Source organism: Chryseobacterium echinoideorum (genome assembly GCF_007474535.1).
In the GTDB taxonomy this organism is placed as follows: domain Bacteria; phylum Bacteroidota; class Bacteroidia; order Flavobacteriales; family Weeksellaceae; genus Chryseobacterium; species Chryseobacterium echinoideorum.
Genome location: NZ_VKNW01000007.1, coordinates 116,450 through 138,272, shown reverse-complemented (window position 1 = coordinate 138,272; position 21,823 = coordinate 116,450). Strand labels below are relative to the sequence as shown.

Annotated in this window: 20 protein-coding genes; 6 read left to right on the top strand and 14 right to left on the bottom strand. The window is 34.1% G+C overall.

Annotation, left to right across the window (positions count from 1 at the left end):
• Positions 1-43: 43 nt before the first annotated feature.
• The gene (locus FOL89_RS10605) at positions 44-439 is read right to left on the bottom strand and encodes a helix-turn-helix transcriptional regulator (protein ID WP_144282772.1); all 396 of its coding nucleotides are present in this window, start codon (positions 437-439) and stop codon (positions 44-46) included.
• Positions 440-593: 154 nt separating this feature from the next.
• On the opposite strand from FOL89_RS10605, the gene FOL89_RS10600 reads away from it, so the two are divergent.
• From FOL89_RS10600 to gwsS, 4 genes are all read left to right on the top strand, one after another.
• Positions 594-794 carry a hypothetical protein gene (locus FOL89_RS10600; RefSeq protein WP_143018981.1) on the top strand — a complete coding sequence of 67 codons (201 nt, stop codon included), beginning with the start codon at positions 594-596 and terminating at the stop codon, positions 792-794.
• A 94-nt stretch (positions 795-888) separates the two neighbouring features.
• Positions 889-1,848 carry a hypothetical protein gene (locus tag FOL89_RS10595; RefSeq protein ID WP_089741336.1) on the top strand — a complete coding sequence of 320 codons (960 nt, stop codon included), beginning with the start codon at positions 889-891 and terminating at the stop codon, positions 1,846-1,848.
• A complete protein-coding gene (locus tag FOL89_RS10590; RefSeq protein WP_089741338.1) occupies positions 1,829-2,752 on the top strand; it encodes an ATP-grasp domain-containing protein in 924 nt (307 codons plus the stop codon). Before FOL89_RS10595 ends, FOL89_RS10590 begins: the two co-directional genes overlap by 20 nt.
• A 168-nt stretch (positions 2,753-2,920) precedes the next feature.
• Positions 2,921-4,006: a grasp-with-spasm system SPASM domain peptide maturase gene (gene gwsS, locus FOL89_RS10585; RefSeq protein ID WP_089741342.1), complete on the top strand. Its 1,086-nt coding sequence runs from the start codon at positions 2,921-2,923 to the stop codon at positions 4,004-4,006.
• A gap of 12 nt (positions 4,007-4,018) precedes the next feature.
• Here the strand turns inward: gwsS and nhaA are convergent, their stop codons facing one another.
• The 13 genes from nhaA to FOL89_RS10520 form a co-directional block, all read right to left on the bottom strand.
• A complete protein-coding gene (gene nhaA / locus FOL89_RS10580) occupies positions 4,019-5,191 on the bottom strand; it encodes a Na+/H+ antiporter NhaA (RefSeq protein WP_144282771.1) in 1,173 nt (390 codons plus the stop codon).
• Positions 5,192-5,201: 10 nt separating this feature from the next.
• Positions 5,202-7,406 (bottom strand): RelA/SpoT family protein, encoded by a 2,205-nt coding sequence (locus tag FOL89_RS10575; RefSeq protein ID WP_144282770.1) that lies wholly within the window; start codon positions 7,404-7,406, stop codon positions 5,202-5,204.
• A 126-nt stretch (positions 7,407-7,532) separates the two neighbouring features.
• Positions 7,533-7,898 (bottom strand): hypothetical protein, encoded by a 366-nt coding sequence (locus FOL89_RS10570; RefSeq protein WP_144282769.1) that lies wholly within the window; start codon positions 7,896-7,898, stop codon positions 7,533-7,535.
• Positions 7,899-8,084: 186 nt separating this feature from the next.
• Positions 8,085-9,992, bottom strand: a complete 1,908-nt coding sequence (acs, locus tag FOL89_RS10565; RefSeq protein WP_144282768.1) for an acetate--CoA ligase — start codon at positions 9,990-9,992, stop codon at positions 8,085-8,087.
• Positions 9,993-10,099: 107 nt separating this feature from the next.
• Positions 10,100-10,552: a GNAT family N-acetyltransferase gene (locus tag FOL89_RS10560; protein WP_144282767.1), complete on the bottom strand. Its 453-nt coding sequence runs from the start codon at positions 10,550-10,552 to the stop codon at positions 10,100-10,102.
• Positions 10,553-10,564: 12 nt separating this feature from the next.
• On the bottom strand, positions 10,565-12,451 hold the full coding sequence (locus tag FOL89_RS10555; RefSeq protein ID WP_144282766.1) for an AMP-binding protein: 1,887 nt from the start codon (positions 12,449-12,451) through the stop codon (positions 10,565-10,567).
• Between the two features lie 159 nt (positions 12,452-12,610).
• Entirely contained in the window at positions 12,611-12,970 is a 360-nt protein-coding gene (locus tag FOL89_RS10550; protein ID WP_144282765.1) for a response regulator transcription factor, read from the bottom strand.
• A gap of 8 nt (positions 12,971-12,978) precedes the next feature.
• On the bottom strand, positions 12,979-15,666 hold the full coding sequence (locus FOL89_RS10545; RefSeq protein ID WP_185146969.1) for an ATP-binding protein: 2,688 nt from the start codon (positions 15,664-15,666) through the stop codon (positions 12,979-12,981).
• On the bottom strand, positions 15,659-15,853 hold the full coding sequence (locus tag FOL89_RS10540; RefSeq protein ID WP_144282763.1) for a hypothetical protein: 195 nt from the start codon (positions 15,851-15,853) through the stop codon (positions 15,659-15,661). The genes FOL89_RS10545 and FOL89_RS10540 overlap by 8 nt, the downstream gene beginning before the upstream one ends.
• A gap of 94 nt (positions 15,854-15,947) precedes the next feature.
• A complete protein-coding gene (locus FOL89_RS10535; RefSeq protein WP_144282762.1) occupies positions 15,948-16,172 on the bottom strand; it encodes a DUF6814 family protein in 225 nt (74 codons plus the stop codon).
• A gap of 45 nt (positions 16,173-16,217) precedes the next feature.
• Positions 16,218-17,798, bottom strand: coding sequence for an MFS transporter (locus FOL89_RS10530; RefSeq protein ID WP_144282761.1), 1,581 nt, complete (start codon positions 17,796-17,798; stop codon positions 16,218-16,220).
• 35 nt (positions 17,799-17,833) lie between these two features.
• On the bottom strand, positions 17,834-19,213 hold the full coding sequence (locus tag FOL89_RS10525; RefSeq protein ID WP_144282760.1) for a porin: 1,380 nt from the start codon (positions 19,211-19,213) through the stop codon (positions 17,834-17,836).
• Between the two features lie 230 nt (positions 19,214-19,443).
• Positions 19,444-19,860, bottom strand: coding sequence for an IS1/IS1595 family N-terminal zinc-binding domain-containing protein (locus FOL89_RS10520; protein WP_144282759.1), 417 nt, complete (start codon positions 19,858-19,860; stop codon positions 19,444-19,446).
• Between the two features lie 160 nt (positions 19,861-20,020).
• Here FOL89_RS10520 and FOL89_RS10515 point away from each other — a divergent pair, with 160 nt between their 5' ends.
• Together FOL89_RS10515 and argG are read left to right on the top strand one after the other, a co-directional pair.
• A complete protein-coding gene (locus FOL89_RS10515; RefSeq protein WP_144282758.1) occupies positions 20,021-20,617 on the top strand; it encodes a GNAT family N-acetyltransferase in 597 nt (198 codons plus the stop codon).
• A complete protein-coding gene (gene argG / locus FOL89_RS10510; protein ID WP_144282757.1) occupies positions 20,589-21,785 on the top strand; it encodes an argininosuccinate synthase in 1,197 nt (398 codons plus the stop codon). The genes FOL89_RS10515 and argG overlap by 29 nt, the downstream gene beginning before the upstream one ends.
• Positions 21,786-21,823 lie beyond the last annotated feature (38 nt).

Here is a 21,823-nt window from a genome sequence, read left to right as displayed (position 1 = left end):
GATTTAAGTGAAAAATGTGATGATTTTTTACAAACGCTTATTTTCAAAAAGAAGAGTGGTCTTCTTCAGACCACCTATTTTTAAGACCGCTTAGTTCTTTGCGTAATTGTGCATTTTCTTCTTGCAACATGGTGATGAATTGCTGTAAATTTTCTACTAAAGAGGGCATTATTTCGACATATTGTACGCTTATTGAATTGTCGTTGAATATAGGATTTTTGTATTTTAAAGAAGTTTTTTTCTCAGAATCAGCCTCATAAATTTCCTCTATTGGTACGGCTAAAAAAGCTGAAATTTTCTCCCATTCTTGTTTCGTAATTTTTACTTCTCCTAACTCTTTTCTGTTATAGTTAGAAACATCTGTTGGTAGGCAAGTTGCTATTTCTTTTTGTGAAATACCTTTATCTATGCGTAGTTTACGAAGTTTTTCTTTTACCATTAGTAAATGTGTTTTTACAAATGTACATATTTGTATAAAATTATATGCAAAAAAATGCAATTAATTTGCAATACATTTTTATTTTTACAAATCAACATTTTTTAACTTTGAAGTGCCAATAATGGCACATAACAAATTTAATTATTTATTATTCATGAAAAAGTTAGAAAATCTTAAAAACAGAGAGATTAAAGATCTATCAAAATTTAGAGGTGCAGGTAGTACCCAAATGACTGAAAGAGTAGAAGGGAAATGTGTTATTACAGATGTTATACATTATGACGATAACGGAAATGAATATTTTAGGAAAGATATAACAACAGTTTGCCCTAAACTAACTGACTCTATTTACTAAAATTTAGTATAGTTTTTCTTTAAAAGAGATTAGTCTCGTCATTTAGTAATGACAAGGCTAATCTTTTTGTTCCTAACTTTTAAAAAATGATAAAATGATAAAAAAATGGTATCTATTTGTATGTATTGTGATTTTTACATTCAATCAGGCACAACAAGAATATTATGAATCTATGATTGCTATAGATTTAGCGATTAAACAAAATAATTACAAAGAAGCGTATGATATTCTTCAAGACATAAAAGAGCCTTTGTCAGATTTGAATAAGAGAACAGTATTAAATATATATCTGAAAAACGATAAAAAGAAATCAGCTCTGAAATTGATAAGAGAATTGGGTGAAATAAATTATCCTATAAAATATATACTAACCAAAGACTCATTGATATTGAAGGCTATGTCTAAAGAAAAATTTTACAAAGCATACAACAAGGGATTGAAAAAATTTATTGTAAACAGCAATCAAGAGTTTATTAATATAATAACCGAATCTCATTATCTGGATCAATATATACGAACTAATCCATCATTTTCAAAATTAAAAGTTGAAACAGACTTTCTGAAAGAAACAGATATGTCTAATTACAAAAGGATAGCACAGCAAATAGACAAATACGGTTTTCCTACCTCTAAGACTATTGGCTATGAAAAGCTCAATAATCTTGACGTTATCTTATTCCACAGTAGTCGTTATAATGATAGCATCTACACCAAAATAGTATCTCATTATGAAGTTGCTATAAAAAATAAGAATTTAAAACCTATGCAATTAGGATATTTAATAGACGATCATGATGGAGTCATAAAAGAAAATGCAACAACATTTGGACTTAAAACGCAGACTTCACAGGAAGGACAAAAGCTGTATGAAGAAAAAAAAATAACAATTATGGAGTTGATTAGTGATAATAAATACACTGAATTTAAACCTATAAAAGATATAAAAAATGTAGATGCTCTGCGAAAAAAATATTTTCTTCCGATGATATGGCAACAAGCTATATTAAATGAGATAAAAAATCTACCAAAGGGATATGAAAGAAAACACGATTAATATAATTACCCAAGCCAATGATGCAGTCTCCAATACGGTATGTGAGTATCTTTTAGGAAAAAAAATACATTTCAACAGAATCAATGACGACGATTTTTATCCTGTTACTTTTACGGTTAAGACTATAAACAATAAGCTTAAAATATGGGACAGAAGAGGAAGTGTAAATACAATTCCCGATGCTATTGATGATTATCAATTGCTTTATTTTTTGCAAAAAGACCGAGATAGTTTAGCAAAAGCCTATGAAAGGATTCATAAAGAAGAGTCAAAATATATTGGGGATTATGAAGAAGAGCGCCAATCAAATAAAATTTATGATTTGTTTTTGGCGCAAAAAGTAGGGCTAAATATTCCAGATTCAATAATAACCAATGTTAAAAAAGATTTATCCTCTTTTTTCAGCAAGCACAAACTGATCATTACCAAATCTATTACTCTTTATCCTAAAGTTTTTTATGATGATAAAGAGTATAGCTCTAATAAAACAGTTATTGTATCACAAGATCAAATTGATAACCTAAATGAAGCTTTCGCAACTTCTCTATTCCAGCAATATATAGGAAAAAAAATAGAAATTAGAGTTTTCTATTTTGAAGGTCTATTTTTTTCTATGGCTATTTTTTCACAAAATGACAAAAAGACTGAAATAGATTTTAGAAATTATAATTATGAAAAACCTAATAGAAATACTCCTTTTAAATTGCCCAAAGAGATTGAAAATAAACTGAAGAAATTTATAAAAATAAAAAAAATCAACTCTTGTTCTATAGACTTAATAATGACACCCAGAAATGAATTTGTTTTCCTTGAAATAAATCCACAAGGACAATTTGAATGGGTTTCTGCTTATTGTAATTACTACATAGAAAAAAAAATTGCTAATCATATTTCAAAAAAATGAACCCCCTAATAAAAAATATAAAATACTTACCAATAATATATCAAAGTCTAGAGAAAAAATCATTAAACACGAAAAATGAAGTAAGATCCATCAAAGTAAAAAGCATAAATGCAAATATTAAAACTACTCAACATTTCCATCGTTCTATTTCTAAAATAATAAATTTTGATGAGTAAAGAAGTTATAAAGCTATACACAAACTGTATTGCTGTAAAAGGAGCAACACAAAGTATTATTTGTGATTTACATAGAAATACTTTTGATGTAATCACTAATGATTTATACCAAATTCTTAAACAATTTGATGGAAAGAAAAGTATTAATGAAATAAAGGCATATTACAAAAATAAATACGACGATATAATTGACGAGTATTTTGAGTTTTTATTTGAACAAGAATATGTTTTTTTTACAGATACACCGAAATGGTATCCAAAAATGAATTTAGAATATGATTATCCTTTTGAAATATCCAACGCAATACTTGACAGAGATATAAATTCAAATTATGATATTTTTAAAGCATTTGATAAGCTAGAAAGGTTGAATTGCAAATTTCTAGAAATACGTTTTTATGATAAAACTTATTTGAAAAAATTGGAAAAATATCTTAGATATATTGAAGAAAAGCAATATATTACATATTCTATAGGTTTTCTTTTACCTTGTTCCAAAGAAACAACAAAAGAAAATTTAGAAAAACTAACTGGAAAACATCCTAGAGTTTCTTATTTGATTATAACTAATAGCAAAGAAAATGAATTTTTACCTGTAACAGAAACAGAAGCGAATATAATTTATACAAAAACCAATGTTGATAATGAAAAATGTTGCGGCATTATAACTCCTGAATATTTTTCTTCAAATATCAAACTTTTCACAGAGTCTCTCCTCTACAACTCTTGTCTTCATAAAAAGATTGCAATTGACAAAGATGGTAATATAAAAAATTGCCCATCTATGTCACAAAGTTTTGGTAACATAAAAGACACAACATTAGAACAAGCAGTAAACCAACAAGACTTTAAAAAATATTGGAATCTTACAAAAGACAGTATTGAAGTTTGTAAAGATTGTGAATTCAGATATATTTGTACAGATTGCAGAGCTTACACAGAAAGAATTCAGGGAAATGCAGATGGATTAGATACTTCAAAACCTTTAAAATGTGGTTATAATCCATATACCGGAGAATGGGAAGAGTGGAGTACAAATCCCTTGAAACATAAAGCAATGCAATTTTATAAATTTTAAAACCTACAAAAACTAATCTTCGTCCTCCTCAATATTTTTTGATCTGCTCAAAATAAAATATCCTAAAATTGCTGCCAGAAAAGAGGCAATTAATATCGCAAATTTAGCTTCGTCCTGAATATCAATCTGGTGTTTAAATGAAAGTAAAGCAATAAAGATTGACATCGTAAATCCTATTCCTGCCAAAAGACCTACCCCCATCATCTGACTCCACGAACTGTTATGCGGGAGTGAACTGATTTTTAGTTTAACCGCAATAAAAGAAAGAAGATTGATGCCGATCAGTTTACCTAAAACGAGTCCGCAGATAATTCCTAATCCTAAACTGCTGAATAAACCATCTGTCATTCCGCTTTTGAATGTTATATTGGTATTAGTCAACGCAAAAATAGGCATGATAATAAAGCTTACCGGAAAATGCAGAGAACGCTCTAATTTTTCTAAAGGAGAAATTTTAATGTTGGAAACATTCGTAGGAATGCTGAATGCCAGTAAAACTCCTGCAATGGTCGCATGAATACCTGAATGATGCAGATAATACCAGAGAAATATTCCGGGAATGATATAAAAAATAATTCTTTTAACTTTTAGATAATTAAGTGTAAACAAGAATACAGTAATTCCCAAAGATAGCCAGAGATTCATCCACTGTATTTCGTCGGTGTAGAAAATAGCAATTACCAGAATCGCTCCAAGATCATCAACAATTGCCAACGCAGCAAGAAATATTTTAAGCGATGAAGGAACTCTCTTTCCAAGCATAGAAATAATTGCCAATGAAAACGCTATATCGGTTGCCATAGGAATTCCCCAACCTTTGCTGTATCCTGTACTGCTATTGAAAAGACTGTATATAATTGCAGGAACGAGCATTCCTCCAATGGCAGCAAAGATCGGAAGAGAAGCATTTTTAAATGAAGAAAGCTCACCTTCTACCAATTCTCTTTTAATTTCTAATCCTACCAAAAGAAAAAATACCGACATCAAACCGTCATTGATCCAAATGCTTATCGGATAATTAAGGTGAAGGCTTTCTACTCCTATTTTTGTATTTAGAAAGTTTTGAAAATAGTCACCTAAGCCTGTGTTGGCAATGATAAGTGCTAATGCAACACACGAAATAAGCAAAATACCTGATGACTGACTGCTCTGAAAAAATTTTTTAAAATAGATAGATAACTTCATTGTTTTTATTTTACAGTCTTCTGATTCGGGAAATTCCGTCTATGGCTTTCAGTTTTTTGAAGGTTTCTTCAAGCTGACCTTTATGTTTTACTTCTAAATTGATGGTTCCGGTAAAAATTCCGTCATTAGACTCTATAGACATACTTTTCATATCCATACCCATTGCGCCGCTGATAACGGTGGTGATGTCATTAATCATTCCCATTCTGTCGAGTCCTTCAATCTCAATTTTGATACGGTTTTTAAAGCTTTCTTCATTCACCCATTTTGCAGGAATTACTCTGTAATCATATTGAGCTCTGAGATTGATTGCATTGGGACAGTTGTCATTGTGTACTTTGATACCTTCGGAAATAGTAATAAACCCAAAAATTTTATCTCCAGGAATTACTGTACAGCATTTAGCATACGTATAATTGAGTTTTTCTTCATCTTTTCCAAAGACAATCATGTCGAGATTCATTTCTTTTGAATCTTCGTAGTTCGGATTTTTGTTGGATGTTCTCTTGAATCTCGAAAGCAGGTTGTTGAATACATTTTTGCTTTCAATATATTTTCTCAGACTGCTTGCATCAAGCTCACTGGTCTGAAATTTAAGAAATAATTCCTGAGAGCTTTTAAGATTAAAGAATTTCTGTAGTTTGTTGATTTCTTCATCATTAAAATTAATCTTTGCATGGCGAAGTTTTCTTTGCAATATTTCTTTTCCTTCCTCTACAAAAGAATTTTTCTGAGAATTGAGGAAACTTTTTATTTTAGATTTTGCTTTTGAGGTCACCACAAAATCCAGCCAGTCAAATTTTGGTTTTTGATTTTGTGAAGATAAAATATCTACCTGATCTCCATTATGTAGCACATAAGAAATAGGAACCAGTTTTCCATTGATTTTAGCACCTAAACATTTCATTCCCAAATCGGTATGAACTGAAAAAGCAAAATCAAGTGCTGTTGCATTGGTTGGAAGGATTTTAATTTCACCTTTTGGCGTAAAAACAAAAACTTCTTTAGAGTAAAGATTAAGTTTGATATTGTCCAATAATTCAGTCGTAGTCAGATTTTGCTGCTGCTCGAGAACATCACGGATCTCTGTCACCCATTTTTCAAAATTCCTGTCATCATGACTTTGTTTGTAGCCTTCTTTATATTTGTAATGGGCAGCAACTCCTTTTTCGGCAATATCATCCATTCTTTCCGAACGGATCTGAACTTCAATCCATTTCTTATCAGGACCTAAAACGGTAAGGTGTAAGCTTTCATATCCTGTAGAACGAGGCTGTGTGATCCAGTCCCGCATTCTGGAAGGATTGCTGTGATACACATCAGTGACAATAGAATATATTTTCCAAGCAAGGAATTTTTCGTTTTTTGCATCTGATTTATAAATAATTCTAATGGCATAATTGTCAAAAACCTCTTCAAACGGAACGCCTTGCTTCAGCATCTTTCTGTAAATAGAAGAGATCGCTTTAGCTCGCCCTTTAATACTTACATTCAGCCCTTCTTCCTTCAGTCTTTCAGAAACTTCTTTTTTAAATTCTTCAATATATCTTTCACGGTTTTCCTTGGCTAATTCAAGCTTTTCTGTGATTTCGTTGTAAACTTCAGGATTATTGTATTTCAGAGAAAGATCTTCAAGCTCAGATTTGATGTTGTAGAGACCTAGCCGGTGAGCCATCGGAGCATAAATATAAACTGTTTCGGAAGCAATTTTTTTCTGCTTATCGGGAGCCATGCTTTCTAGCGTTCTCATATTATGAAGACGGTCTGCAATCTTGATAAGAATCACTCTGAAATCTTCTGAAAGAGTCAGCAAAAGTTTTCTGTAATTTTCAGATTGTACAGAAATATTCTGATGATTCATGATAGAAATCTTCGTGAGACCATTTACAATCCCGGCAATTCTCTCTCCGAAGATCTTTTTTAAATCTTCGTAAGTATAATCCGAATCTTCAATCACATCATGCAGCAATGCGCAGGCAATAGAAGTAGCACCCAGACCGATTTCTTTTGCAACAATTTTTGCAACTGCGATAGGGTGGTATATATAAGGTTCGCCCGATTTTCTTCTTTGGTCTTTGTGCGCATCCAGCGCAATATCAAAAGCCTTACGGATAAGCTTGTTGTTTTCCTCATCCAAAGTCCTGTACGTATTAGAAATCAGGTCTTTATATCGTGCTAAAATTTCTTTATTTTCTTGCTCCAAATCGTAACTCATCTGTGTGAAAGCTTTATTTGAACGAAAGTACGAAAAAATAAGGATTTTCCGGAGTGATAAAATAAAAAATCCGCAGAAAAATATCTACGGACTCCGGTTAAAAGTTTTATTTTTTGGTTAGTTTTTTTAGGCTTTCACTTCAGAGGTAATTCCATCATGCTGAACTTTTATTCTGACATTCGGACTGTTGTGAATTTCGGCTTTGCATCGCGCATCTATAAGTTTTTTAAGATGACTGTACGAAGCCTGGTTGATACTCATGTTTTCAAATAAATAAGTCTTAAGAACGTGGTTTTGATCAAAAATGAGCCTGATCTTTTCGGTCAAATCTCTGTTCTTTATTTCTACACTCACCAGAAACTGGGAGTTATGATGATCCTCACTTAGATAAACAATATACTCGGAATTTTGAATGCCTGAACTTTCTAATTCCTGTTCGAGTTTTTTGTAATCATTTTCATGGCTAAATATTCCTGCTAAGATACTCGACATATTACTTTTGTTTTGGTATCTAAAGGTAGTAATAATTTTGATATTATTGAAAAAAAATTAATAATATTTACAATATTTTATTTTATCTATAAAAATTTAATAAAAATTAAGATTTTGTCTATTTTCGTAAAATAAAAAACTCTGCTGAGAATGCAGAGTTTTACCATATTATTTTTTGGAGTAAGCTTAAATTCTTTGATCTTTTATTTCATCTACAATTTCAGGATTCAGAAGGGTAGAAGTATCACCGAAGTTTGAGAAATCTCCTTCTGCAATTTTTCTCAAAATTCTACGCATAATTTTTCCGGAACGTGTTTTTGGAAGCCCTGAAACAAACTGTATTTTATCAAGCTTGGCAATAGGGCCGATCTGATCTGAAATCAGCTGATTGATTTCTTTTTTCAGATTTTCCTTATCTCTGCTTTCTCCGGATTCTTTCAGAATAACAAAACCATACAGTGCGCTTCCTTTAATATCATGTGGAAAACCAACAATTGCTGATTCTGCAACTGCAGGATGCTCATTGATGCTGTCTTCAATTGGTGCTGTTCCCAAATTGTGACCGGAAACAATCACTACATCATCTACACGGCCAGTGATTCTGTAATAGCCAACTTCATCTCTCAAAGCACCGTCTCCTGTAAAATATTTTCCCGGAAATGCTGAAAAATACGTTTCCTTGTATCTTTGATGATCTCCCCAGATTGTTCTTGCAATTCCGGGCCATGGAAAACGGATGCAAAGATTTCCCGTCACCTGATTTCCTGTGATTTCATTACGCTTATCATCCATCAGAACGGGCTGAATTCCCGGTAAAGGAAGTGTTGCATAGGTCGGTTTTGTAGGGGTGACAAAAGGCAGCGGCGAAATCATGATTCCTCCGGTTTCCGTTTGCCACCATGTATCTACGATAGGACATTTTTTGTTACCCACATGATCGTTGAACCAATGCCAAGCTTCATCGTTGATAGGTTCGCCCACAGACCCAATTACTTTCAATGAACTGAGATCATGTTTATCTACCCATTCTGTGCTTTCTTTTGCTAAAGAACGAATAGCAGTCGGCGCTGTATAAAACTGTGTAATTTTATGTTTTTCGATTACTTCCCAAAATCTGTCGGGTTCAGGATAGGTAGGAACACCTTCAAAAATAACGGTCGTTGCACCATTTAAAAGCGGGCCGTAAAGTATATAGGAATGTCCTGTGATCCAGCCAATATCTGCAGTACACCAATAAATATCATTTTCTTTATAATTGAATACATTTTTAAAAGTATATGCTGTGTAAACCATGTATCCGGCGCAGGTATGGAGCATTCCTTTAGGTTTTCCAGTTGAACCGGAAGTATATAAAATGAACAGCGGATCTTCCGCATCCATGATCACACTCACAAAATCCGGAGATGCATTTTCATAGAGATCTTCCATCCAGAAATCTCTGTGTTCCTTCATTTTTACTTGATTGTTGGTTCTTTTTACCACCAAAACTTTTTCTACGCTTGGCGATTTTTCCAGAGCTTCGTCTACAATGGTTTTCAGATCCAAAACTTTGTTTCCTCTGTAGCTTCCGTCTGATGTAATGACCATTTTTGCACCACAATCATTCACTCTTGAAGAAACGGCTGAAGCGGAAAATCCTGCAAAAATCACGGAATGAACTGCTCCTAATTTTGCACAAGCTAACATAGTGATGGCCAATTCTGGGATCATCGGAAGGTAAATGCAGACTCTGTCGCCTTTTTCGATGCCTATTTCACGAAGAACATTGGCGGTTTTGTTGACTCTTTTGTAAAGTTCGTTGTAAGAAATATGCTGTGCTTCTTCTTTCGGATCGTTCGGTTCCCAAATGATTGCCGTTTTGTCGCCTCTTACCGCTAAATGTCTGTCGATACAGTTTTTCGTAATGTTTAATTTTGCATTTTTAAACCACGAAATCTTGGCTTCATTCATATCGTATTTTACGACCTTACTCCATCTCTGATACCACACAAAATTTTCATCTGCGATTTTGTCCCAGAATTTTTTAGGATTTTTGATTGATTTTTTATACTCTTCAAAATATTGCGGTAAGTTTTCTATCTGATAGTTTCTCATATTTTTTTCTTTTTAGAATTTATTTTATTATTTAAATTATTGTCTTAACACAAAGTGTGCGGAGTTTTTTCTTTCTTTATATAAGCCTAAATCATGAATAATTTGATCTATAATTTGAGTTCCATAACTGGTAAAAACCGATTTTTTATTGAGGTTTCAATCTGGCTGATTTTTAGAAATCCGAAACTGTCATAAAATTTTTCTGCATTAGGATCGGCTTCCAAAATTATCTTTGCTGTTTTTTCTTTCTTGTTTTTATTTATACAATCATTCATAAGCATTTTTCCGTAACCTTTTCCCATTTCTTCTGGGACTACGAATAAATTGTCAAGTTTTACAGTGTTTTCGTTAATATTAAAATAAGAGTAATATGCAATGGTTTCATCATTTACTAATAATTTATAGATTTCATTGTTCCTGATATAATCTTTAGTTATAGTTAAATCTTGCGACCATTTTTCCATTTGCTCATCCGAATATCCCCAATGTGATTTTGATTTTTTGGTTATTTCGGTTAAAATCTCATCATCTTCAGGATTTGCTTTTATTATTTTCAACATTTTGATTTCAATTTAAGCTCTATATTTTCCAATTTTCTCCTGAATTTCTTCAATAATCTTCTCATCATCGATTGTCGAAGGAATCTGAAATTCTTTTCTGTCCAGTAAAGTTCTGATAAGTTTTCTTAAAATTTTTCCTGAACGTGTTTTTGGAAGGCGTTTTACAACCATTACATTTTTAAGACAGGCAACAGCTCCTATTTTTTCACGGACTGTTTTTACAATGTCTTTTTCTACATTTTCCTCAGAAATAGATGAGCCATTTTTTAAAACAACAGTTGCGAAAGGAATCTGTCCTTTCAGTTCATCATCAATTCCGACAACGGCACATTCTGCAACATCGGGATGAGAGGAAACAATTTCTTCCATTTCGGAAGTGGAAAGACGGTGTCCTGCAACATTAATAACATCATCCACTCTTCCGGTGATGAAAATATAGCCGTCTTCATCTTTTATAGCGCCGTCTCCGGAAAAATAATATCCTTTGTACTGTGAAAGATAGCTTTTCTCAAAACGGTCATAATCTTTCCATATTCCCAGTAAAGCTCCGGGAGGAAGCGGTAATTTTATAACTAAATAACCTTCATGATGAGCATCCAGTTCATAGCCGTTTTCGTCAAAAATTTTAATATCGTATCCCGGAATTGGTTTTCCTGCGGAAGCTCTTTTTATTTTGTAGTCTTCATTAAAAGTCATTAAACCAAGCATTGGAGACCCTGATTCTGTCTGCCACCAGTGATCAATTGCCGGAACGCCAATGTGCTCTGCAAACCAGTCAAGAGTGGCAACATCACATCTTTCTCCCGCTAAAAACTGTTTTTTGAAGTGGCTTAAATCATATTTTTTTACCAACTCTCCGTTCGGATCTTCTTTTTTAATCGCTCTTATGGCGGTAGGGGCAGTAAACATTGCCGTAACTCTATATTCAGAAATAATTCTCCAGAATGTTCCCGCATCGGGTGTCATGATAGGTTTTCCTTCAAAAATAATGGTGGTATTTCTATTGATTAACGGACCGTAAACGGTATAACTGTGACCAACTGCCCATCCAAAATCGGAAGCTGCCCAAAAAGTTTCTCCCGGCTCAATACCGTAAATATATTTCATCGAAAATTTTAACGCGGTTGCATAACCTCCTGTATCTCTTGCAACACCTTTTGGCTTTCCGGTCGTTCCGGAAGTATACAGCAAATAGAGTGGGTGAGTGGATTCCACCGAAACGCAGTCAGCCGCTTCTGAGTTTTGAACTAATTCTTCGTAATCAATTAACCCTTCAAACATTTCATGTTGATTGTCAACTAATTTTCTATCATAAACAATGATGTGATCCACTTTGTCCTGCGCCAATTCGATCGCTTTTTCTACCAAAGGCAGATAAGGGATCCTTTTTGCAATTTCAACTCCAGCTGTTGCAGTAATTAATGCTTTTGGCTTGCAATCGTCAATTCTTACGACCAGTTCATGCGGTGCAAAACCTCCGAAAACCACATTGTGGATCACTCCGATTCTCGCACACGCAAGCATGGAGAACAAAGTCTGCGGAATCATCGGCATATAAATAACCGCAGTATCACCTTTTTTTAAACCTAAAGAAATTAATCCTCCCGCTAATTTGGAAATTTCTTCTTTAGCTTCATTGAAGGTGTAAGATTTCTTTTGGTTCGTTACCGGAGAATCGTAAACGATAGCAACCTGATCTCCAAAACCATCTTCAATATGCTTATCAATACATAAATAGCACATATTTAGTTTTCCGTCAGAAAACCACTGGTTGTATTGGTTTTCGTCATTAGAAGTAATGGTTTTCGGGAACTCAAACCAACTGATTTCCTGAGCCTGTTCTTTCCAGAAGTTCTCTTTCTCTTCTATGCTTTTTTTAAATAAAATATCTGTATTCATATTGGTTTTTTATTTTTCATTTGGTTTTTGTGCATTTTGTCATTTCGACGAAGGAGAAATCTATATTTTTAGATTCCTCACTTCGCTTTTGAACTATGTTCGTAGACTTTCAGTATATGTTCTGAATGACAAACTATATGTTATATTTTCAATCTTTTATCAAAACATTTCCTCAATCTGCTGCATCAGCTTTTTGATAGAATAAGGTTTTGTTACATACGCATCGGCTCCCATACTCAACCCTTTTTCAATGTCTTTAGGATTGTTTTTGGCACTGAGGAAAAGAACTTTTGTGTTTTTGAGATTTTCATTTTTCTTTATTTCCTCTAAAGTGCTGTATCCGTCAAGATTAGGCATCATAATATCCAATAATATTACATCGGGAATGATTGTCTTTAGAAACTCCAAAACTTCGGTTCCGTCTCTGGCAATGAAAACTTCGTAACCGTTTTTTCGGAAACTATATTCAAGAGACATTAAAATCTTATGTTCGTCATCTGCGATTAATATTTTCTTCATTTTTTTCTTTATGGTTCAACTTCATTATTATGTATTGCGGGAAGAATGATTGTAAAGGTTACTCCCAATCCGCTGTTTTCTGCTTTTATAGTTCCGGAATGTGCTTCTACGATTCTTTTTGAAATAGCAAGTCCAAGACCGCTTCCGGAAGGTTTTCTTATATTTTGATTTTTTGACTGGTAAAATTTATCAAAAATAAGTTCAAGATCTTCTTCGGGAATAAGTTTCCCGGTATTGAAAATGGTCATATTGAGCTGATTATCTCTGTCAAAAAACTTGGTCTGAATAGTTCCCTGCTCATCAGTAAATTTCAAAGCATTTCCTAAAATATTCTGAAATAACTGAATCATTCTCGCTTCGTCATAATCAAACAAATACTGATTAAGAAGATTAACCTCGCTTATATGAATGTTTTTCTGTTGAATCAGATGAATAATTGGATTCAACGCTTTTTTATACGTTTCCAGAATGTTGTTTTTCTGAATGTGCAGAGCAATTTCACCATGCTGAAGTTTATCCAGATACAGAATATCATTGATGATTTCACTTAAACGATCAGATTCAGTAATGATATTGTTCAAAAACTCTTTTTTTATTTCTAACGGAATATCATCGTCATCGGCTAAAATTTCTCCGGCTGAACGAATAGCGGTGATCGGAGTCCGCAATTCGTGGGCAACAGAATCTAAAAAGTCGTCTTTTTGTCGGTCTTTGATTATTAAATTCTCATTGGCTGCGGTAAGATCATGAGAAAGCTGTTTGAGCTCTTCAGATTTTTCGGTCAGTTTCTTATTCAGAATAATGTTTTCCTTAGATTCTTCAAGGATGTTTAAAACTTCTTTTAAAGAAATTTTATCTTCTTTGGTAACGCCTTCAATTAAAATTTTTGCAGAAGCAGTTCCTATCCTTCCTGCCAAAAGATTTTCAGAAAACTTGATAAATCTTGAATCGGCGGTTTCTTCCTGAGTATCAATGTTGTATTTAATATTAAAAATCCGCATTGCCTGTTCGGTTTTACTCTTGCCTAAAAACCGTTCAAGAATATTTTTAATATCCGAAACATAAGCGGTTCCTCTCCAGATAAAAGCGTTTTCATGATTTTGGATGTATTTGTCAATATCAACATATAATTCGGCAAAATTTCTCTCACGGTAATTTCCTTTCATGCTTACCGATAAAATGGTGAATAAACCTGTGTTTACAAGGATAGACCAAAAGAAAATTTCCGGAATACGGTCTAAAAATGTAATATCAAAAAACTGGAAAGCATCATACATCTCCCGTAAAATTCCTTTTAGTTCCTGATTGTAAGAAAAATAATACTGAGGAATAATTAAGCCGAAATAACAGATGATTAAACCTGCTATAAGTCCGGTAATTGCTCCTTTATAACTTCCTCTTCTCCAGAATATGGCTCCGAAAAATGCGGGAGCCAACTGTGCGATAACGACAAAGGAAATCAATCCTACAGAATCGAGCGAAGTTTTCAGAATAAAATATTTATAAAAGACAAAAGCTAAAATAATCAGTCCAAAAATTGAAAACTTTCGAATATTGGTAATGTTTCTTGTATTTTGAGTTTCATTTTCAGCTTTAAATTTGCCCAATAATCCATAAGGAATAATCAGGTTGTTGGAAAGCATGATGGACAAAGTAATTGACGATATAATAATCATCGAAATTGATGAACTTAAACCACCAAGAAATACCAAAACGGTGATTAAAGTATTATCAAAATACTGTGGAATTAAAATAGAATAGAACTCCGGATTTACATTCTGACCATCAAACAGTAATCTTCCGCCCCATGCAATCGGGAAAATAAACACCGTGAAAACCAATAAATATAAAGGAAAAAACCAAATGGCTGTTTTAATGTGTTTTTCCTGTCTGTTTTCTACAATAGCTGTATGGAACTGTCTAGGAAGAATACAAATTGCGGTTCCTGAAATCATGCAGAGAACCATCCAATTCATGGCGCCTTCCACTCCGTTGAAAGTATTTTTAGCCTTAAAATCAGGAAATTTACTTGCCTTGTTGTAAAGATCTGAAAATCCGTCAAATGCAAAATAAATCACAAATAAACCTAAAATAATAATGAAAAAAAGTTTAAGAAAACTCTCTAAAGCTATTGCTGAAATAATTCCTAATCTTTTTTCTGAGGCATCTACATATTTAGTTCCGTAATATGATGAGAATACTGCAATTAAAACCACAACAAAAGTTGCGCTGTCATTTAAAATGTTTTTAGATATTGCCGTTTCTGTTACCAAATGAAAAGTTTCGGAAATTGCTCTGATTTGTAGACCGATGTAAGGAATAATTGCCAATATGCACACCAAAGTGATAATAGCACTGAAACTTCTGCTGTTTCCGTATCGTAAAGAGATAAAGTCTGCAAGACTACTTATCTTATTGATCCTTGAAATACGGACAATTCTTGTATTAATGTAAATCCATGCAGGAATAATGATAACCGGACCAATGTAAACAGGAAGATAATTGAGTCCGCTGGTTGCAGCAACACCAATGCTTCCGTAATACGTCCATGCAGTGCAATATACAGCAAGAGATAAAGCGTAGATGTAAGGATTGTTGATCCAGAACTTACTTTTTTTCTTTTCTGCCAAATAAGCAACAAGAAACAGAAGAGCCAGATAAATAAGAACAACAGTGAATAATGCGAAACTACTCATCATATTTTTTTACAATGAAAAAAGAAATCATAATAGAAATCATCCAGACAGAAAAAATGTACACCAGAATTCTTGGAAAGCCTAAAACCTCTTTCTCGCTATTGAAAAGCAGGGAAACAGGAATGCTGAAAGCAATCAGCAGACCTACGCTCAGAATGATCAGTTTTTGTTCGTGACGTTTTTTCATGATTGAATGATGATTTATTATAATTGGTACACATTGATCAGAAAGATAATTGATGAATAGAATTATCCATCAATTATCATCTAACATTTATAATTTACTTATCGTCAGAATATTCTCCTGTCAAAGAGTAATATCCGAAAATTGCCATTCCGCCAGAGACAATAGGAACCAGAATAAAAAGTATAATGATTCCGAATACAAGATCTTCCTGTTTCCCCGATGTTATTTTTGGGACACCCATTACGGTTATTCCCAGATAAGCCACCGCAAGAGCGATAATGATCCATATAATGCCTAATATTTTTTTTAATCCGTTCATTTTAGTTAGATTTAAAATTAATAATTTTTTTAGTGAAAACTTCTGTTAATCGTGGATATTGCTGTTTTTATTTTTAAGATAAATCAATCCTATGATTAAACAGACTCCTGCTACACCGATAGGATACCAAAGCCCTTCAAGATACCAAGTTGCATGCCCTGCTTCTTTTCCTGTAGTCACAAGATAGGTGGCAACAGCAGGAAGAAGACCTCCGAAAACCCCGTTACCGATATGATAAGGCAATGACATAGATGTATAACGGATTCTCACCGGGAACATTTCTACCAAAAACGCTGCAATCGGACCATAAACCATCGTTACAAAAATTACCTGAATAAAGATAAGGAAAACCAGATACCATTTTGTGCTGTCGCTCAAAGTAACAGATTTTGATACTTTAGGCTCTTCAGCTTTTCCTTCTTTCATTACCGGACCGTTGATAGACCAATGAACGATACTGTCTTTTTTTATTAAAGTTCCATCGGTATAAACTGTTTCTTTGTGGAAAGTGATCAGGCTGTCTGCTGCAATTTCTTTATGAACTTTAGCGGTTCGCTTTTCAGTAATGCCATTATCGGCGACTGTTTTTGCTTCTATATTAATGCTTTTGTACATGGCATCATAAATTGGTCTATAGGCTAAAATAGCAATCAGCATCCCGGTCATCATAATGGCTTTTCTTCCTACTTTATCAGACAGCCATCCGAAAAATACAAAAAATGGAGTTCCTAAAAATAATGCGGTTGCCATCAATGAATCTACCTGTGCAGATTCTACATTCATCACTTTCTGCAGGAAGCTCATGGCGTAGAATTGTCCGGTGTACCAAATTACACCCTGTCCCATTGCTGCTCCAAATAAAGCCAGCAAAACAAATTTGAAATTAAACTTATTTCCGAAGCTTTCTTTTAAAGGGTTTTTTGAAGTTTTTCCCTCGCTCTTCGCTTTTGCAAACAAAGGAGATTCTTTCATGTTTTTTCTGATGATGTAAGAAACTCCCACCATCAAAATTGAAATCCAGAACGGCACTCTCCATCCCCAAGTATCAAATTCTTCGGCTGAAAGTGAACTTTTCGTAACAAGAATAACAATCAGAGAGATAAAAAGTCCTGCCGTTGCAGTGGTCTGAATCCACGATGTCCAGTAACCTCTTCTGTGTGGCTGTGCGTATTCTGCGACATACGTTGCAGCTCCGCCGTATTCTCCTCCTAACGCCAGACCTTGTAAAAGTCTTAAAATTAGAACTAAAACAGGTGCTAAGAATCCGATAGTTTCATAGCTGGGAATACATCCGATAAGGAATGTTGAGAATCCCATAATTAATAAAGTAACCAGAAAAGTATATTTTCTTCCGATAATATCTCCTAATCTTCCGAAGAATAAAGCTCCGAAAGGTCTTACTACAAACCCTGCCGCAAAAGTTGCCAAGGTGGATAAAAATGCCGCGGTGGGATTGTCTGCCGGGAAAAATTTGGTTGCTAAAACAATGGCAAGGCTTCCAAAAATATAGAAATCATACCATTCTATAAGAGTGCCGAGAGATGATGCCGTGATAACGCTCCAAATGGTGCGGTTTTTTTGCTTGTCGGTCATATTCTCGTAGCTGTCGTGATGTTGCTGGTTCATATTACTAGATTTTATTTTTAATTAAGAATGAAATTTTAGAGATAAATTTGGAGCTGGATAATGAACTCTCCTTTAGAGGTCGGGCTTTCTGTGGGGCTTGTATAAACAGGTCTCGTAGAATATTGAGTAGTAATTTTAGCATGATGACCATCTAAAAACCAGTTGGCTCCTACATCAAACTGAGAAGAAGACTTCTCATAAGCATCAAAATTTTTGTGAGTATAAGCTGCAAACGGCTGAATTCTGATTTTCGGCTTTTCTGCCTGATTGGGAAGCAGTAAGCCAGCCTGAGCGTAAATGATGTCACCTGTACCTATCATTGGTTGTAAATTTCCCGGTCCTGCAATTGCTCGTTGCCCGACAAAGTTGGGATCATTGGCTGCAATATTCATGATTCCAAGATTTCTTACATAATTGGGTCCGAATTGATAATTAAAGTAACCTGCGTATGCAGAAACAGCCATTTTGTTTTTGGCATTTCCCAAAGGAATATCTGCAAAAGCATCTGCAGAAAGGAGGGTGATGTCATGTTTTTCAATGTTTGAATTCACTGAAGTTCTGGTTCCGTCTTTTTGATGATAAAACCCTGCACCCAGATTGAAAACTTTTTTGGTTCCTAAATAAGATCCCACTTTGTAAGGCAGTGTGTTTGCTTCTGAATCTAAGAACTGATATTCAAAATAACCTGCTTTAGACCAGTTGGGGTTTCCGTTATTATCAACCGCAACTGCATTATCAGGATTTAAAGTGTTGGCTGGAGTAAGATCAGTTGCAAATGGCTTGTTTAAACTCATTCGATATTCAAACTTGCCGTATTTTCCTTTAGCAAAAACACCCATTTGTCTTGCAAACTGATCAGAATTATCAATCAACGGCCAACTGAAAATAGGGGAGTCTACTGTAAGGAAATTTAATGTTGAAGCCATGGTCATACGAGAAAGTCCCATATAATAATGAAGACCACCACCTAAAGTGAGACTGAATTTTCCTGCTTCTCCCGGTAATATAACAGCATATTCATTCCATGCATCATGAAAGAAAAGCTGAGGTTTTTTGCCGTTTCCGTAGCTTCCTGTTCCAGATGTTCCAGTTGCTCCTCCGTTAATAAAAGTTTGGTTATTCATTCCGATGTGCGCAAGAACCATGTATCTTTTACTGATCTGTGCATACGCTAAAATACGTGCTCTTCGGTTTCCTAAGTTCCAGGTGTTGTCGGTAGCTTCACCTCCGACCATACTTCCGGGATTCATGTCAGAATTTCTGATCCAGAACTGATCCCAAAGAATAAATCGCACATATTTATCTCCATTAGGATTGAGATTTATTTTTAAACCACTTCCATAATCCGTAGAACCTTGTGAGTATAAAGAACTGCTGATTAAAGCTAATCCAATAAAACTTAATATTTTCTTCATAAATTATTAATTTTTTGGCTGTTATTTTATGAAAGCCAAATTGGAATTAATAATTTAATTACAAAAATTTAATATATATAAATGCTAATAGTATAGTTACAAGTGATGATTTGTGAATTATAAATGAGAAATCTTTAATTTTAAACTAGTTAGTTTATTGATATTTAAATATTTAATAATGAGTTTGATATCTGCATAGCTCATAGTTTATAACTCATAATTATTCCGGTTTATTTTTTAAATCGCTCCCATTTGATCAGCATATATTTATCCGCAAACTGCGTGATAATTAATCCTGAATTCTTGAGATTTTCTTCTTTGCTCATGTAGTCAATCAGCTCATTTTGTTTTAAGATTTTATAAACCGGATGAAATTCAGAATGAGGAGGTCTTGTAATATTGTATTTCTTGATCCATGAGCTGATCGTAACATGAGAGACACCAATAATTCTTTCAATTTCACGAAAACTTAAACCCTCAAGATACAGCTGTAAAGCTTTGGTTACATAATAATCGTCTATTTGTTTTCCTAGTTTTTTTACTGTGAAGTAATAGTTGCAGTCTTTGCATAGAAAGCGTTGCTTGTTGTTTACAATTCCGCTTTTAACCACTTTGTCTATGTTGCATTTTGGGCAGCGATTTTCCATAACTATATCTTTTTAGCAAATATATAATAATTTAGCAAAATATTAATTTTATTTAAAGATAAAATTACCTGTATATCAATTTAATTCAATAAAATTATCTTTTATATTTGGTTTTAAAAGGAATTATATTTTAAATTTGCCAAAAAATTTAGATAAATAAATGGAAATAGAAATTTCCTCATCCATGCATCTGATGTATGTGTGTGAAATACAGCAGGAAATGTACGATTCTGCACAGCGCAGAGGAACGGGTATTGCCAAACGTTCCATAGAATACCTCAGTGAAAAAATTACTGATGGAAACGCTGTAGTTGCCACAGATAAAGGAAAGTGGGTAGGTTTCTGTTATATAGAAACATGGTCTCACGGACAGTTTGTTGCCAATTCCGGGCTTATTGTTTCTTCCGAATTCAGGCATTTGGGAGTGGCAACCTTAATCAAGGATAAAATATTCGCTTTGTCCCGAAAAAAATATCCAGATGCTAAAATTTTCGGGTTAACCACAGGTTTAGCGGTGATGAAGATCAACAGTGATCTGGGATATAAACCCGTTATTTATTCTGAATTGACACAGGATGAAGAATTCTGGAACGGCTGTAAAAGCTGTGTGAATTATGATATTTTAATGAAAAAAGAACGAAAAAACTGTCTTTGTACAGCAATGCTTTTCGTTCCCGATACGATAAAAAACAGCACTGAAAACAATCAGTCTAAAAACCGATACAATAATGAGCAAGAAAGTAGTCTTAGCGTTTAGCGGAGGTTTAGATACCTCTTACTGTGCCAAATATTTGAGTGAAACACTTGGATATGAGGTGTATGCAGTAACTGTAAATACCGGAGGTTTTTCTCAAGAAGAAGAAAAAGAACTGGAGAAAAAAGCCTTAAATCTTGGGGTGAAAGAATACAGGTGCATAGATGCTCACAAAGATTATTATAATTCTTGTGTAAAATATTTGATTTTTGGAAATGTCTTGAAAAATAATACCTATCCTTTATCTGTAAGTGCAGAGCGTACCATTCAGGCGCAGGAAATTGCAAAATTTGCGATTGAAATCGGAGCTGATGCCATCGCTCACGGAAGTACAGGAGCCGGAAATGATCAAGTTCGTTTTGACCTTATTTTTCAGGTGATGTGTCCGAATGTAGAGATCATTACGCCAATCCGTGATAAGGTTCTTTCCCGTGAAGAAGAAATTGAGTTTTTGAAAAACCACGGCTACGAAATGGAATTTCAAAAAGCACAATATTCTGTGAATAAAGGACTTTGGGGAACTTCAGTTGGCGGAAGGGAAACGCTGACTTCAAGAAATTATCTTCCTGAAGAAGCTTTTCCTTCGCAAATTAAAGAGACTCAGCCTTCAGAACTGGAAATTGAGTTTAAAAATGGTGAAGTTGTAGCGGTAAACGGTGAAAATTTTGAACACTCGGTTTACGCGATTCAGAAAATAGAAGAATTGGCTTCGGCTTACGGAATCGGTCGTGATATTCACGTAGGAGATACCATTGTCGGAATCAAAGGAAGGGTAGGTTTTGAGGCAGCAGCGGCTTCTGTGATCATTAAAGCGCACCATTTATTGGAAAAACATACGCTTTCAAAATATCAGCAGATGATGAAGTCCCAATTGTCTGATTGGTACGGAAACTGGCTTCACGAAGCACTTTTCTTAGATCCGGTGATGAGAAATATCGAGTATTTTCTTGTTGATTCTCAAAAAACAGTCAGCGGAAAAGTATTTGTAACTCTTCATCCTTACCGATTTATTTTAAATGGAATTGAATCTGAACATGATTTGATGTCCGAAAAATTCGGAAGTTATGGCGAAGCAAACAGAGCATGGACAGGCGAAGATGTGAAAGGCTACACAAAAATCGTAAGCAATTCTTTAAATATATACCATCAGATTAATCAGAATATAAATTAATGGGAGTTCCGAAGGAACGACTTAATTCAGGATAGGAT

What these genes read in the sequence shown, in the direction of transcription:
- FOL89_RS10605 (WP_144282772.1), bottom strand. Translation starts at nt 439, where the DNA reads ATGGTAAAAGAAAAACTTCGTAAACTACGCATAGATAAAGGTATTTCA.
- FOL89_RS10600 (WP_143018981.1), top strand. Translation starts at nt 594, where the DNA reads ATGAAAAAGTTAGAAAATCTTAAAAACAGAGAGATTAAAGATCTATCA.
- FOL89_RS10595 (WP_089741336.1), top strand. Translation starts at nt 889, where the DNA reads ATGATAAAAAAATGGTATCTATTTGTATGTATTGTGATTTTTACATTC.
- FOL89_RS10590 (WP_089741338.1), top strand. Translation starts at nt 1,829, where the DNA reads ATGAAAGAAAACACGATTAATATAATTACCCAAGCCAATGATGCAGTC.
- gwsS (WP_089741342.1), top strand. Translation starts at nt 2,921, where the DNA reads ATGAGTAAAGAAGTTATAAAGCTATACACAAACTGTATTGCTGTAAAA.
- nhaA (WP_144282771.1), bottom strand. Translation starts at nt 5,191, where the DNA reads ATGAAGTTATCTATCTATTTTAAAAAATTTTTTCAGAGCAGTCAGTCA.
- FOL89_RS10575 (WP_144282770.1), bottom strand. Translation starts at nt 7,406, where the DNA reads ATGAGTTACGATTTGGAGCAAGAAAATAAAGAAATTTTAGCACGATAT.
- FOL89_RS10570 (WP_144282769.1), bottom strand. Translation starts at nt 7,898, where the DNA reads ATGTCGAGTATCTTAGCAGGAATATTTAGCCATGAAAATGATTACAAA.
- acs (WP_144282768.1), bottom strand. Translation starts at nt 9,992, where the DNA reads ATGAGAAACTATCAGATAGAAAACTTACCGCAATATTTTGAAGAGTAT.
- FOL89_RS10560 (WP_144282767.1), bottom strand. Translation starts at nt 10,552, where the DNA reads ATGTTGAAAATAATAAAAGCAAATCCTGAAGATGATGAGATTTTAACC.
- FOL89_RS10555 (WP_144282766.1), bottom strand. Translation starts at nt 12,451, where the DNA reads ATGAATACAGATATTTTATTTAAAAAAAGCATAGAAGAGAAAGAGAAC.
- FOL89_RS10550 (WP_144282765.1), bottom strand. Translation starts at nt 12,970, where the DNA reads ATGAAGAAAATATTAATCGCAGATGACGAACATAAGATTTTAATGTCT.
- FOL89_RS10545 (WP_185146969.1), bottom strand. Translation starts at nt 15,666, where the DNA reads ATGAGTAGTTTCGCATTATTCACTGTTGTTCTTATTTATCTGGCTCTT.
- FOL89_RS10540 (WP_144282763.1), bottom strand. Translation starts at nt 15,853, where the DNA reads ATGAAAAAACGTCACGAACAAAAACTGATCATTCTGAGCGTAGGTCTG.
- FOL89_RS10535 (WP_144282762.1), bottom strand. Translation starts at nt 16,172, where the DNA reads ATGAACGGATTAAAAAAAATATTAGGCATTATATGGATCATTATCGCT.
- FOL89_RS10530 (WP_144282761.1), bottom strand. Translation starts at nt 17,798, where the DNA reads ATGAACCAGCAACATCACGACAGCTACGAGAATATGACCGACAAGCAA.
- FOL89_RS10525 (WP_144282760.1), bottom strand. Translation starts at nt 19,213, where the DNA reads ATGAAGAAAATATTAAGTTTTATTGGATTAGCTTTAATCAGCAGTTCT.
- FOL89_RS10520 (WP_144282759.1), bottom strand. Translation starts at nt 19,860, where the DNA reads ATGGAAAATCGCTGCCCAAAATGCAACATAGACAAAGTGGTTAAAAGC.
- FOL89_RS10515 (WP_144282758.1), top strand. Translation starts at nt 20,021, where the DNA reads ATGGAAATAGAAATTTCCTCATCCATGCATCTGATGTATGTGTGTGAA.
- argG (WP_144282757.1), top strand. Translation starts at nt 20,589, where the DNA reads ATGAGCAAGAAAGTAGTCTTAGCGTTTAGCGGAGGTTTAGATACCTCT.